The sequence below is a fragment of the Janthinobacterium sp. FT14W genome, assembly GCF_009208755.1.
GTDB classification, from domain to species: Bacteria; Pseudomonadota; Gammaproteobacteria; order Burkholderiales; family Burkholderiaceae_D; genus Janthinobacterium; species Janthinobacterium violaceinigrum.
The window spans coordinates 59,583-72,849 of the sequence record NZ_WFLL01000016.1; the positions used below are offsets into that span (position 1 = coordinate 59,583).

The 13,267-nt window shown below is 59.3% G+C and carries 14 protein-coding genes and 1 tRNA gene; all 15 read right to left on the reverse strand.

Going from position 1 to position 13,267, the window contains the following annotated elements:
• Window positions 1-11: 11 nt before the first annotated feature.
• The 15 genes from nuoL to tpiA all read right to left on the reverse strand — a co-directional run bounded on the left by nuoL (window position 12) and on the right by tpiA (window position 13,226).
• Complete coding sequence (nuoL, locus tag GCN74_RS13015; protein WP_152257083.1) at window positions 12-2,111, reverse strand: NADH-quinone oxidoreductase subunit L; 2,100 nt, start codon at window positions 2,109-2,111, stop codon at window positions 12-14.
• A gap of 46 nt (window positions 2,112-2,157) precedes the next feature.
• On the reverse strand, window positions 2,158-2,466 hold the full coding sequence (gene nuoK / locus GCN74_RS13020; RefSeq protein ID WP_010399724.1) for an NADH-quinone oxidoreductase subunit NuoK: 309 nt from the start codon (window positions 2,464-2,466) through the stop codon (window positions 2,158-2,160).
• Window positions 2,463-3,095, reverse strand: coding sequence for an NADH-quinone oxidoreductase subunit J (locus tag GCN74_RS13025; RefSeq protein ID WP_034779507.1), 633 nt, complete (start codon window positions 3,093-3,095; stop codon window positions 2,463-2,465). Before GCN74_RS13025 ends, nuoK begins: the two co-directional genes overlap by 4 nt.
• A gap of 66 nt (window positions 3,096-3,161) precedes the next feature.
• The gene (gene nuoI, locus GCN74_RS13030) at window positions 3,162-3,650 is read right to left on the reverse strand and encodes an NADH-quinone oxidoreductase subunit NuoI (protein WP_010399726.1); all 489 of its coding nucleotides are present in this window, start codon (window positions 3,648-3,650) and stop codon (window positions 3,162-3,164) included.
• 14 nt (window positions 3,651-3,664) lie between these two features.
• Window positions 3,665-4,747, reverse strand: a complete 1,083-nt coding sequence (nuoH, locus tag GCN74_RS13035) for an NADH-quinone oxidoreductase subunit NuoH (protein WP_152257084.1) — start codon at window positions 4,745-4,747, stop codon at window positions 3,665-3,667.
• A complete protein-coding gene (gene nuoG, locus GCN74_RS13040) occupies window positions 4,747-7,080 on the reverse strand; it encodes an NADH-quinone oxidoreductase subunit NuoG (RefSeq protein ID WP_152257085.1) in 2,334 nt (777 codons plus the stop codon). Before nuoG ends, nuoH begins: the two co-directional genes overlap by 1 nt.
• A 22-nt stretch (window positions 7,081-7,102) precedes the next feature.
• Window positions 7,103-8,398: an NADH-quinone oxidoreductase subunit NuoF gene (gene nuoF / locus GCN74_RS13045; protein WP_010399729.1), complete on the reverse strand. Its 1,296-nt coding sequence runs from the start codon at window positions 8,396-8,398 to the stop codon at window positions 7,103-7,105.
• Window positions 8,395-8,874: an NADH-quinone oxidoreductase subunit NuoE gene (nuoE, locus tag GCN74_RS13050; RefSeq protein ID WP_034779513.1), complete on the reverse strand. Its 480-nt coding sequence runs from the start codon at window positions 8,872-8,874 to the stop codon at window positions 8,395-8,397. The genes nuoF and nuoE overlap by 4 nt, the downstream gene beginning before the upstream one ends.
• A 12-nt stretch (window positions 8,875-8,886) precedes the next feature.
• The gene (locus tag GCN74_RS13055; RefSeq protein ID WP_010399731.1) at window positions 8,887-10,140 is read right to left on the reverse strand and encodes an NADH-quinone oxidoreductase subunit D; all 1,254 of its coding nucleotides are present in this window, start codon (window positions 10,138-10,140) and stop codon (window positions 8,887-8,889) included.
• A complete protein-coding gene (locus GCN74_RS13060) occupies window positions 10,140-10,733 on the reverse strand; it encodes an NADH-quinone oxidoreductase subunit C (RefSeq protein WP_152257086.1) in 594 nt (197 codons plus the stop codon). Before GCN74_RS13060 ends, GCN74_RS13055 begins: the two co-directional genes overlap by 1 nt.
• 17 nt (window positions 10,734-10,750) lie before the next feature.
• Window positions 10,751-11,227 carry a NuoB/complex I 20 kDa subunit family protein gene (locus tag GCN74_RS13065; protein ID WP_010399733.1) on the reverse strand — a complete coding sequence of 159 codons (477 nt, stop codon included), beginning with the start codon at window positions 11,225-11,227 and terminating at the stop codon, window positions 10,751-10,753.
• Window positions 11,228-11,230: 3 nt separating this feature from the next.
• Window positions 11,231-11,590: an NADH-quinone oxidoreductase subunit A gene (locus tag GCN74_RS13070; protein WP_010399734.1), complete on the reverse strand. Its 360-nt coding sequence runs from the start codon at window positions 11,588-11,590 to the stop codon at window positions 11,231-11,233.
• Window positions 11,591-11,767: 177 nt separating this feature from the next.
• Window positions 11,768-11,852: transfer RNA gene (locus GCN74_RS13075), tRNA-Leu, on the reverse strand.
• Between the two features lie 191 nt (window positions 11,853-12,043).
• Complete coding sequence (secG, locus tag GCN74_RS13080; protein WP_034749996.1) at window positions 12,044-12,448, reverse strand: preprotein translocase subunit SecG; 405 nt, start codon at window positions 12,446-12,448, stop codon at window positions 12,044-12,046.
• A gap of 28 nt (window positions 12,449-12,476) precedes the next feature.
• Window positions 12,477-13,226, reverse strand: coding sequence for a triose-phosphate isomerase (tpiA, locus tag GCN74_RS13085; RefSeq protein WP_152257087.1), 750 nt, complete (start codon window positions 13,224-13,226; stop codon window positions 12,477-12,479).
• Window positions 13,227-13,267: the final 41 nt, after the last annotated feature.

The window sequence follows — 13,267 nt, forward strand, 5'->3', positions numbered from 1 at the left end:
ATCAGGTCAGCTTACTTAGCGGGCCAGAATGGCAGGAAATAGATCAGGAAGCCCAGCACGCCCAGGATCATCACGAATGCATAGTGATAGATGTAGCCGGTCTGCAGCACCCGCGACAGCGAGGACAGCCAGGCGACGACCTTGGCGCTACCGTTGACCAGCAGGCCATCGATCAGCTTCTTGTCACCGAAGTTCCACAGGCCATTACCCAGCAAGCGGGCACCGCCGGCGAACACGACTTCATTGAACTTGTCCATGTAGTACTTGTTGTCCAGCAGGGTGTGGATCGCGTGGAACTTGGCAAAGAACCAGGCCGGTACGCGCGGGTTGACCATGTAGCAGTAGTAGGCTGCCACCACGCCGGACAATGCCAGCCAGAACGGTGCCGTCGACAGGCCGTGGATCGCCATCGCCATTGCGCCGTGGAATTCATGCGACAACTCTTCCATTGCTGGATGGTTTTCGCCGACGAAGATCACGCCCTTGAAGAAATCGCCATGCAGCATCGGACCGATCGTCAGGTAGCCGATGATCAGCGACGGGATCGCCAGCATCACCAGCGGGAACCATACGACGAACGGCGACTCATGCGGCTTCTGGCCAGGTTCCAGACCGTGGTGGCCGTGGTCGTCCTCTTCCTCTTCGTGATGGTCGTCATGCGCATCGCCGTGCGCGCCATGGGCCGCTTTCGGTGCGTGATGGTCGTCATGGCCATGCGCATGCGCCTGGCCGAAACGTTCCTTGCCGTGGAAGACGAGGAAATACATGCGGAACGAGTAGAACGCGGTGACGAACACGCCAGCCAGCACGGCGAACTGGGCAAAGCCAGCGCCCCAGATGTGCGTCGCTTCGACGGCTTCGATGATGCTGTCTTTCGAGTAGAAACCGGAGAACAGCGGCGTGCCGATCAGGGCCAGCGAACCGATCAGGGAAGTGATCCAGGTGATCGGCATGTATTTGCGCAGGCCGCCCATGTTGCGGATGTCCTGGTCATGGTGCATGCCGATGATGACGGAACCGGCGCCCAGGAACAGCAGTGCCTTGAAGAATGCGTGCGTCATCAGGTGGAACACGGCCACGGAGTACGCGGACGAACCCAGCGCCACGGTCATGTAGCCCAGCTGCGACAGGGTTGAGTAAGCGACGACGCGCTTGATGTCGTTCTGGATGATGCCCAGGAAGCCCATGAACAGCGCCGTGATGGAGCCGATCACCAGGATGAAGGACAGTGCCGTGTCGGACAGTTCGAACAGCGGCGACATGCGCGAGACCATGAAGATACCCGCCGTTACCATCGTCGCGGCGTGGATCAGTGCCGAGATCGGGGTAGGACCTTCCATCGAGTCAGGCAGCCACACGTGCAGCGGGAACTGCGCCGACTTGCCCATCGCGCCGATGAACAGGCAGATGCAGGCCACGGTCAGCAGGGCCCAGTCGGTGCCTGGCATCGTCAGCAGCGCCAGTTCGTCTTTCTTGGCGAATACTTCCTGGTAGTTCATGGTGCCGGCGAACGCCAGCAGCAGGCCGATGCCCAGGATGAAGCCGAAGTCGCCCACGCGGTTGACGAGGAAAGCCTTCATGTTGGCCACGATGGCCGTCGGACGCTGGTACCAGAAACCGATCAAGAGGTAGGAGACCAGGCCGACGGCTTCCCAGCCGAAGAACAGCTGCAGGAAGTTGTTGGCCATGACCAGCATCAGCATCGAGAACGTGAACAGCGAGATGTAGGCGAAGAAGCGGTTGTAGCCTTCGTCGTCCTTCATGTAGCCGATCGTGTAGATGTGCACCATCAGGGAGACGAAGGTGACCACGCACATCATCATCGCCGACAGCGAATCGATCTGGAAGCCCACTTCCATCTTCAGGGTGCCGATCGTCATCCAGTTATAGATCGTGCCATTGAATGTCGCGCCATCCATCACTGCCAGCAGTGTCTGCACGGACAGGATGAACGCAATCAGTACGCCCAGGATCGTCGCGGTATGCGACGTCTTGCGTCCGACCAAATTACCCAGGAACTGGGTGCCAAGCAAGCCTGCAATCGCGGCACCGGCCAGCGGCGCCAGCGGTACGGCAAGAAGGAGGTTAGGGTTGAGGAGTTGCCCCGCCATGATGAACCTTAATCGTTATTATTCGAGAGATCGAGTCTGAAAAACATCAGCCTTTGAGGCTGTCCAGGTCTTCGACGTTGATGGTATCCAGATTACGGAACATCACCACCAGAATAGCCAGACCGATAGCCGACTCAGCGGCGGCAACCGTCAGGATGAAGAAAACGAAGATCTGACCGGCCGCGTCGCCCATGAAATGGGAGAACGCGATGAAATTCATATTCACCGCCAGCAGCATCAATTCGATTGCCATCAGCAATACGATGATGTTCTTGCGGTTCAGGAAAATACCGACGATCGAGATTGCGAACAGGATCGCGCCCAGGACCAGAAAATGTGTGAGCGATAATGTCATGGTGCCTCCTTAACTTCCGGCTCAGCTGCAGGACGCTCGACGACCGCGTCCATCTTGATGATCTTCAGGCGGTCGTTGCGCTTGACGCGTACCGCATCGCCTGGAGCAAAATGCTTGGTGTCCTTGCGTTTGCGCAGGGTCAGTGCAACCGCGGCAACGATAGCCACCAGCAGCACGACGGCGGCGATCTCGAAAGCAAACACATATTTCGTGTAGATCAGCAGGCCCAGTTCCTTGGTGCCGCCCAGGTTGACGTTCACGGGAGCGATGCTCGGCGCAAAGTTGCGGAAACCGTGCCACAGGACGGCAGCCATTTCCAGCACGATGATCACGCCCACCGTCACGGACAGCGGCAGATAGCCCCAGAAACCTTCGCGCATGCGGTCGATATTGATATCGAGCATCATGACCACGAAGAGGAACAGCACCATCACGGCGCCGACGTACACCAATACCAGCACGATGGCCAGGAATTCAGCTTGCAGCAGCATCCAGATGCCCGCTGCGGAAAAGAAGGACAGCACCAGGAACAGTACTGCGTGGACCGGATTACGGGCCGTGATGACGCGCGTCGCTGCCAGAATCAAGATCAGCGCGAAGGCGTAAAACAAAATTGTTTTAAAGTCCATAAAAAACCCAATAGACGTACAGATGAACGAGGGGCGCGCCGCAGCTTTTCAGCTGCGGCGCATCCATCAGCGATAAGGTGCGTCGGCGGCGCGCGCAGCGGCGATGTCATTTTCATAACGATCACCCACGGCCAGCAACATCTCTTTCGTGTAATACAAATCCCCGCGTTTCTCGCCGTGGTATTCCAGGATTTGCGTCTCGACGATCGAATCGACCGGGCAGGACTCTTCGCAGAAACCGCAGAAGATGCACTTGGTCAAGTCGATATCGTAACGCGTGGTGCGGCGCGAGCCGTCGTCACGCTGTTCCGATTCGATCGTGATGGCCATCGCCGGGCAAACCGCTTCGCACAGTTTGCAGGCGATGCAACGTTCCTCGCCGTTCGGGTAGCGGCGCAGCGCGTGCAAGCCACGGAAACGCGGCGAGATCGGTGTCTTCTCTTCCGGGAATTGCACCGTGATCTTGCGCGAAAACATGTACTTGCCTGTCAACGCCATGCCCTTGATCAGCTCGCCTAACAAGAGGCTGCTGAAGAAATCTTTTACCTTATCCATTCGTATGCACTCTCTTACTTCCAAATATTCCAGGATGTCTGCATCCAGGCAGCGACGAAGACCAGGTAGACCAGCGTCAACGGGATAAACACTTTCCAGCCGAGGCGCATGATCTGGTCATAACGGTAGCGTGGGAAAGTACCGCGCACCCAGATGAACACCGACACGATGAAGAAGGTCTTGGCGAACAGCCAGAAGAAGCCGCCGAAACCACCCCAGAACTCAAGGAAAGCAAATGGTGCGGACCAGCCACCGAGGAACATGATCGAAGCCAGGGCGCCGATCAGGATCATGTTGGCGTATTCGGCCAGCATGAACATGGCGTAGGCCATGCCCGAATATTCAACCATGTGGCCGGCCACGATTTCCGACTCGCCTTCGACGACGTCGAACGGGTGGCGGTTGGCTTCGGCCAGGCCCGACACCAGGTAGATGACGAACATCGGCAGCAGCGGCAGCCAGTTCCACGACATGAAGTTCACGCCCTTGTCGGCGAAGAAGCCGATTTGCTGGCCGCCGACGATGTCGATGAAGTTCAGGCTGCCCGAGACCATCAGCACGATGACCATCACGAAGCCCATCGGGATCTCATACGAAATCATCTGTGCCGAAGCGCGCATGGCGCCCATGAACGAGTACTTCGAGTTCGAAGCCCAGCCGGCGATGATGATGCCGTAGACTTCCATCGAGGTAATCGCCAGCAGCATCAGCAAGCCTGCGTTGACGTTGGCCAGCACGGCTTGCGGACCGAAGGGCACGACCGACCAGGCGGCCAGGGCCGGCATGATGGTCATGATCGGGCCGATCACGAACAGGCCCTTGGCGGCCTTGGACGGGATGATGATCTCTTTGAACAAGAGTTTCAGCGCATCGGCGATCGGTTGCAGCAAGCCCAGCGGGCCCACGCGGTTCGGACCCACGCGGATCTGGATCCAGCCGATCAGCTTGCGTTCCCACAAGGTCAGGTAGGCAACCAGGCCCATCAGCGGCAGCAGCACGCAGACGATCTTGATCAGGGTCCAGAAGAACGGCCAGGAGCCGCCCAGCAAATCCTGGCCGCTGCTGTTGATGACGTTTACAAATTCAGGCAGAGCCATCAGATTTTCCCCTCTGCTGTTTCAACTGTGATGTCACCGAACATGCCGCCCAGGCCAGCCGTCGAGGCATGCGCCGCCGACACTTTGACCACATTGGCTGGCAGGCCGGCATGGAGTGCCGCCACCAGGATGGCGCTGCCGGAGCCTTGCGCCACTTTGACCTTGTCGCCGGCCTTGATGCCCAGCGTCTCGGCCAATGCTGGCGACAGATGGGCTTGCGGCGCGGCGCCATCGACCGTGCGCAGCAGCGGTTCGGAGCGGCGTACCAGAGCGTCGGCGAAGTAGATCGGCACGTCGGCGATGCGTTGCAGCGCCGACGATGCCGGTGCGTACGCTGCCGCTTCCGGCGCGTTCTTGGCGATGTTGTTCAGCTGTGCCGACAGGTCGGTCACACCGGCGCCAAACGCTTCGTCGCGGATCGCTTCGGAAGTGTCGTAGTCGAAACCGGCCAAGCCCAGGATGTTGCCCAGGACGCGCAGCACTTTCCAGGCTGGACGGGTTTCCGCCAGCGGTTTCACGGTGCCGTTGAAGCTTTGCGCGCGGCCTTCGCAGTTCACGAAGGTGCCCGAGGTTTCAGCGAACGGGGCGATCGGCAGCAAGACATCGGCGTAATCCATGCCGTGCTTGAAGGCCGACATGGCCACGACCATCTCGGCCTTGTCCAGGGCGGCGCGGGCCGCATGTGGATTGGCGGCATCGAGTTCCGGCTCCGCGTGCAGCAGCACGTAGGCTTTCTTCGGCACGGCAAACGCAGCTTGCGCATTGGCGCGCGGCTTGGCGACCAGGTGCGCGCCGACCGTGTTGGCCGCTTCCGTCAGGTAGCCCAGCTTGGCGCCCGTCTGTTCGGCGATCCATTGCGCAGCAGCATGCAGCTGCGACGCTTGCGGGTGTTGCGTTGCCGCGTTACCCAGCAGCACGGCGCCGTTGTCGCCCGCCATCAGGCTGGCGGCAATCGCAACGGCCACGTCCGAAGCGGCAATCGCTTCGAAACCGGCTGGCGCGGCGACTTCTTTCGCTTTAGCAACAGCGACGACCACTTCCGACAAGGCCGCCAGCCAATCGCTAGGCGCGACGATCATCTTGTTGGCGATGGTGATCAGCTGCTCATCGTCGGAGGCGTGCAGGATCGACAGCTTGGCGCCGCCCTTGACGGACGCGCGCAAACGCGTGGCCAGCAACGGGTGGTCCTTGCGCAGGAACGAGCCGATGACGAAGGCGCGCTTGATCTGGCCAAATTCGTTGATCGGCATGCCCAGCCATGGCTTGACGGACGCGTCCAGCGCGAAGTCGGTCTGGCGCAGGCGGAAGTCGACGTGCTCGGAACCGAGACCGTGGGCCACTTTTTGCAGCAGGACCAGCTCTTCGACGGTCGAATGCGGCGTTGCCAGCGCGGCGATGGCGTCGGCGCCATGCTCGTGCTTGATGTTTTTCAAACCGTGCGCCACGTATTCCAGCGCCGTTTGCCAATCGACTTCCTTCCACTCGTTGCCTTGTTTCAGCATCGGGGTGGTCAGGCGCTCGGCGCTGTCCAGCGCTTCGTACGAGAAACGGTCCTTGTCCGAGATCCAGCACTCGTTGACGGCTTCGTTTTCCAGCGGCAATACGCGTTTGACCTTGCCAGCTTTCACTTGCACGATCAGGTTCGCGCCCAGGCCGTCATGCGGGCTGACCGATTTGCGGCGCGACAGTTCCCACGTACGGGCGCTGTAGCGGAACGGCTTCGAGGTCAGTGCGCCGACGGGGCACAGGTCGATCATGTTGCCCGACAGTTCGGAGTCGACCGTCTGGCCCACGAAGGACACGATTTCCGAGTGTTCGCCGCGGCCGATCATGCCCAGCTCCATCACGCCGGCCACTTCCTGGCCAAAGCGTACGCAGCGGGTGCACTGGATGCAGCGCGACATTTCCTGCATGGAGACCAGCGGACCGGCTTCCTTCGGCTGCACGACGCGCTTGTCTTCCTTGTAGCGCGATTCGCTCTTGCCGTAGCCCACGGCCAAGTCTTGCAACTGGCATTCGCCGCCCTGATCGCAGATAGGGCAATCGAGCGGGTGGTTAATCAGCAAGAATTCCATGACCGACTTTTGCGCCTGCACAGCTTTATCGCTGGCGGAGCGCACGATCATGCCGGCACTGACCGGGGTCGCACAAGCGGGCAAAGGCTTGGGCGCCTTTTCCACTTCGACCAGGCACATGCGGCAGTTCGCTGCAATCGACAATTTCTTGTGATAGCAGAAGTGCGGAATGTAGGTTCCCAATTTGTTGGCGGCGTCCATCACCATGCTACCAGCAGGGACTTCGACTTTTTTGCCGTCTATTTCGATTTCAACCATGGTGATCGTTACCTGACGCAGCTTAGATATATGCGGGCACTAAGCAATGCTTGTGCTCGATATGATATTCAAATTCTTCACGGAAATTCTTAATGAAGGCCCGTACCGGCATGGCAGCCGCATCGCCCAGCGCGCAAATGGTGCGGCCCTGGATGTTGTCGGCGATCGAGTTGAGCATGTCCAGGTCGTCTGGACGACCCTGCCCCTGCTCGATGCGGTGCACCATGCGGTACATCCAGCCTGTGCCTTCACGGCAAGGCGTACACTGGCCGCACGATTCTTCAAAGTAGAAGTAGGACAGGCGTTCCAGCGCCTTTACCATGCAGCGTGTTTCGTCCATCACGATGACGGCGCCCGAACCCAACATCGAACCGGCTTTCGCGATCGAGTCATAGTCCAGGTCGGTCTGCATCATGATGTCGCCGCGGATCACCGGAGCGGACGAACCGCCAGGGATCACGGCCTTGATCTTTTTGCCACCGCGCATGCCGCCTGCCAGTTCCAGCAGGGTCGCAAACGGGGTGCCGAGCGGCACTTCGTAGTTGCCCGGTTTTTCCACGTCGCCCGAGATCGAGAAGATCTTCGAACCGCCATTGTTCGGCTTGCCCATGGCCAGGTATTTCTCCGGACCGATGTTCAGCACGAATGGCACGGCCGCGAAGGTTTCCGTGTTGTTGATCGTCGTCGGCTTGCCGTACAGGCCAAACGAGGCAGGGAAAGGCGGCTTGAAGCGCGGCTGGCCTTTCTTGCCTTCCAGCGATTCCAGCAGGGCCGTTTCTTCGCCGCAGATGTAGGCGCCATAACCATGGTGCGCATGCAACTGGAACGAGAACTCGCTGCCCATGATCTTGTCGCCCAGGAAACCGGCGGCGCGCGCCTCTTCCAGCGCTTCTTCGAAACGCAGGTATTCCTGGAAGATTTCACCGTGGATATAGTTATAGCCGACGGTGATGCCCATCGCATAAGCGCCAATGGCCATGCCTTCGATCAGCGCATGGGGATTGTAACGAATGATGTCGCGGTCCTTGAAAGTGCCCGGTTCGCCTTCATCTGTATTGCAGACGAGGTATTTTTGACCCGGGAACTGGCGCGGCATGAAGCTCCACTTCAAGCCGGTAGGAAAACCCGCGCCGCCACGGCCGCGCAAGGACGAAGCCTTGAGGTCGGCGATGATCTGTTCCGGCGTGATTTTCTCTTCCAGGATACGCCGCAGGGCCGAATAGCCGCCGCGGTTCACATAATCTTGCAAATGCCAGTTCTTGCCATCCAGATCCTTCAGGATCAATGGATCGATATGGCGGTTGTGGAGTGACGTCATTTCTTGAGTTCCTCCAGCATGGCGTCGATTTTCTCGTTCGACATCCAGCTGCACATGGTTTTATTACTGACCAGCAAGACAGGCGCATCGCCGCAAGCACCCATGCACTCGCCTTCAACCAGGGTGAACTGGCCGTCAGGGGTGGTTTCGCGGAAATCGATACCCAGTTTCTGCTTCAGGTAGTCTGCAGCGCGCACGCCGCCCGACAGGGCGCATGGCAGGTTGGTGCACACGGTGATCTTGTGCTTGCCCACGGGTTTCACGTTGTACATATTGTAGAACGTGGCCACTTCCTGCACGGCAATCGCCGGCATGCCGATGTAATCGGCCAGTTCCTTCATGGTTTCCGGCGCCAGCCAGCCCAGTTCATCCTGGGCGTGGGCCAGAGCGGCCATGACGGCCGACTGACGCTGGTCGGCCGGGTACTTGGCCAGCTCGCGGTCAATTTTCTTATAGCATTGCTCTGATAACAACATACTTTTTGCCTCTTAGCGGTCAATACTGCCGAACACGATATCTTGCGTCCCGATGATGGTCACGGCGTCGGCAAGCATGTGCCCACGCGCCATCTCGTCGAGCGACTGCAAGTGGGCGTAGTCTGGCGCGCGCAGTTTCATGCGGTACGGCTTGTTGGCGCCATCGGACACCAGGTACACGCCGAACTCGCCCTTCGGATGTTCCACGGCGCTGTAGGCCTCGCCTGGCGGCACGTGGAAACCTTCCGTAAACAGCTTGAAGTGGTGAATCAAGGATTCCATGTTGGTCTTCATGTCGACGCGGCCCGGAGGCGCCACCTTGCGGTTGCTGGTCATGACAGGACCTTCATTGTTGCGCAGCCACTCCACGCATTGCTTGATGATGCGGTTCGACTGGCGCAGCTCTTCCACGCGGACCAGGTAGCGGTCGTAGCAATCGCCGTTGGTGCCGATAGGAATGTCGAAATCCATCAGGTCGTACACTTCGTACGGCTGTTTCTTGCGCAAGTCCCACTGCACGCCCGAGCCGCGCAGCATGGCGCCCGTAAAGCCCATGGCCAGCGCATCTTCCGGCGAGACCACGCCGATGCCGACGGTACGCTGTTTCCAGATACGGTTGTCGGTCAGCAGGGTTTCGTACTCGTCCACCGAGTTCGGGAAACGGCGCGCGAAGTCTTCGATGAAGTCCAGCAGCGAACCCTGGCGGTTTTCGTTCAGCTTGGAAATCGCTTTTGCGTTGCGGATGATCGACGCCTTGTGCTGCGGCATCGCGTCCGGCAGGTCGCGGTACACGCCGCCCGGACGGTAGTAGGCCGCGTGCATGCGCGCGCCCGACACTGCCTCGTAGGCGTCGAACAAGTCTTCGCGGTCGCGGAAGCAATACAGGAACGGGCCCATGGCGCCGACGTCCAGCGCGTGGGTGCCCAGCCACATCAGGTGATTCAGGATGCGCGTCATCTCGTCGAACATGACGCGGATGTATTGCGCGCGCAGGGGCACTTCCAGGCCCAGCATCTTTTCGATGGCCATCACGTACGCGTGTTCATTGCACATCATCGACACATAGTCGAGACGGTCCATGTACGGCACGGATTGCAGATAGGTCTTTTGCTCGGCCAGCTTCTCGGTGGCGCGGTGCAGCAGGCCGATATGCGGGTCGGCGCGCTGGATGACTTCGCCATCCATCTCCAGCACCAGGCGCAGCACACCGTGCGCGGCCGGATGCTGCGGCCCAAAGTTCAGGGTGTAGTTCTTAATCTCAGCCATTATTTCATCCCGTAATGTTCTTCGCGGATCACGCGCGGCACGTTTTCCCGCGGCTCGATCGTCACGGGCTGGTAAATCACGCGCTTTTGTTCCGGATCGTAGCGCATCTCGACATAGCCGGAGACGGGGAAATCCTTGCGGAACGGATGGCCGATGAAACCGTAGTCGGTCAGCAGGCGGCGCAAGTCGTTGTGGCCTTCGAAGAGGATGCCCAGCAGGTCGAACGCTTCGCGCTCGTACCAGTTGACGGCACGCCAGATGCCCACTACGGAAGGCAGCAGCGGCATGTCGTCATCCGGCGCGAACACGCGCACGCGCACGCGCCAGTTGTGCTTGACCGACAGCAGGTGCGAGACGGCCGCGTAACGCAGGCCATCCCAGCTACCGTCGCCGTAGGTCGAGTAGTCGACACCGCACAGATCGATCAATTGCTCGAAATGCAGGGCCGGATCGTCGCGCAGGGTCTGCATCACGCCCAGGTAGTCCTCGGCCTTGACGAGCAAGGTGACTTCGCCCAGCGCAACGGTCGTGCTAACGCGTTCGCCCAGGGCAGTGCCGAGGGCGTTTTGCAATACTTCTAAATGTGTTGTCATAATCTGAAGCGGCCCCGTTAGCGTGCGATCGTGCTGGTACGCTTGATCTTGTTCTGCAACTGCATGATGCCGTACAACAAGGCTTCAGCGGTCGGAGGACAGCCAGGCACATACACGTCGACGGGCACGATGCGGTCACAGCCGCGCACCACAGAGTAGGAGTAATGGTAGTACCCGCCGCCATTGGCGCAGGAACCCATCGAGATGACCCAGCGTGGCTCTGCCATCTGGTCGTAGACCTTGCGCAGGGCCGGCGCCATCTTGTTGCACAGGGTACCGGCAACGATCATGACGTCGGACTGACGCGGCGACGGACGAAACACGACGCCAAAACGGTCCATATCGTAGCGGGCTGCGCCCACATGCATCATTTCGACCGCACAGCAGGCCAGACCGAACGTCATCGGGAACATAGACCCGGTGCGCGCCCAGTTGATCAGCTTGTCGGCCGAGGTGGTGATGAAACCTTCGCTTAATACGCCTTCAATAGCCATGGCTTATTCCCAGTCAAGGGCACCTTTCTTCCAAATGTACCAAAATCCGACCACGAATTCAGCGATGAACACCATCATCGTGACGAAACCGGCCCAGCCCAGGTCGCGCATTGCAACGCCCCACGGGAAAAAGAATGCCGTTTCCAGATCGAACAAAATAAACAGGATTGCGACCAGATAGTAGCGCACATCAAATTTCATGCGCGCGTCTTCGAATGCTTCAAAGCCACATTCGTACGGGGAGAGTTTTGCTGCGTCAGGCTTGTTAGGACCTAACAGGCGCCCCAGGAGCTGGGGAGCGATACCGACACCAAGGCCGATAATAATGAACAGCAGGACGGGGAAGTAATTTTCGAGGTTCACGATTGATGAGCTTATATTGAACGATCGGTTAAATGAGGACGCTGCGATCATTTGCAGCGTATCTAACGCACGACCCCAATCAAAGCTAAGACCAGGATCGAACGACACATCCTCGTAAAAAAAGCCAGCAACTTTGTACGAGCCATGGCTCGTGCGCCGTTGCTGGCTTCTGATTTCTGGTGCCGACGACGAGACTCGAACTCGTACAGCTTTCGCCACTACCCCCTCAAGATAGCGTGTCTACCAATTTCACCACGTCGGCGGTAAGGCCCGTATTCTACTCTGCTTTGGCGCTAAAGTTAATGCACAAATGCATCAAAACACAGATAAAAACGATAAATTTTTACATCTTCCAGCGCGCCACGATTTTTTCCTGCCGCACTGCCAAAACATTGAGCAATAATCTGCCCGTAATGAGAATTACTCTCGATGAGGTATCGAGCTGATACAGAATTACTTCGGAATCGCGCCGGCCGGGGTGCTGGCAACCGGGGCTGCCGCTGCCGGAGCGCTGGCAGCCGGAGCTGCTGCAGGCACCGTCGTCGGGATCGCGCCCGCGCCGGTCACCGGCACTGGCTTGACGACTTTATCCATCACGCCGCCGCCCACCGTGGTGGCGCGCTGATTGGCCATCAGCGACAGGGCCAGGGTGGCGCCGAAGAAGATCGCGGCGGCAACGCCCGTCGACTTCGACATGAAGTTCGACGAACCCGTCGCACCGAACAGGCTGCCCGATGCGCCCGAACCGAAGGCGGCACCCATGTCGGCGCCCTTGCCGTGCTGCAGCAACACCAGCGCGATAATCGACAATGCCGAAATAACCTGTACCACCACTACCAGATTGAACATCATGTTCATTGCAATTCCATTCTTAGTTTAAAGTAATTCAATCAGCAGCGTGAATAATCGCCAGGAAATCCGCCGCCTTCAATGCTGCTCCACCGATCAGACCGCCATCGATATCCGGCATCGCCATCAATTCTTTTGCGTTCTCCGGCTTCATGCTGCCGCCATACAGGATCTGCACGCCGGCCGCCGCTACCGCATTCTTTGCCGCCAGCTGGCCGCGCAACTCCTGATGCACGTCCTGCGCCATTTGCGGCGTCGCCGTCTTGCCCGTGCCGATGGCCCAGACCGGCTCGTAGGCCAGCACCAGTTTCGCCACGTCGTCGCCGCCGATGGCTGCCAGCACGGCGCCCAGCTGCTGCGCCACCACGGCATTCGTCTGGCCCGCTTCGCGCTGCGCCAGCGTCTCGCCGATGCAGACGATGGGCGTGATGCCCGCCGCCAGCGCGGCAACCGTCTTGGCCGCCACTTGCGCATCGCTCTCGCCATGGTAGGCACGGCGCTCGGAATGCCCGATCACTACATAGCTGCAGCCAAAATCCTGCAGCATGGCGGCCGAGATTTCTCCCGTGTAGGCACCGCTGGCGTGCGCGGACACATCCTGCGCGCCCCAGCCCAGAGCCGAGCCTGCCAATTGCGCCTGGCACTGCGCCAGATACGGCGCGGGCACGCAGACGGCGCTGGCGGCGCCAGAGGCAGCCAGGCCAGCAACTATTTCAGACAATAACACCACGTTCGAGGTGCGACTGCCGTTCATTTTCCAATTTCCGACGACGAGTTTGCGACGCATAGTAGCCTAAATTCTAATAACCCGTCATTCTAACTCCGGCA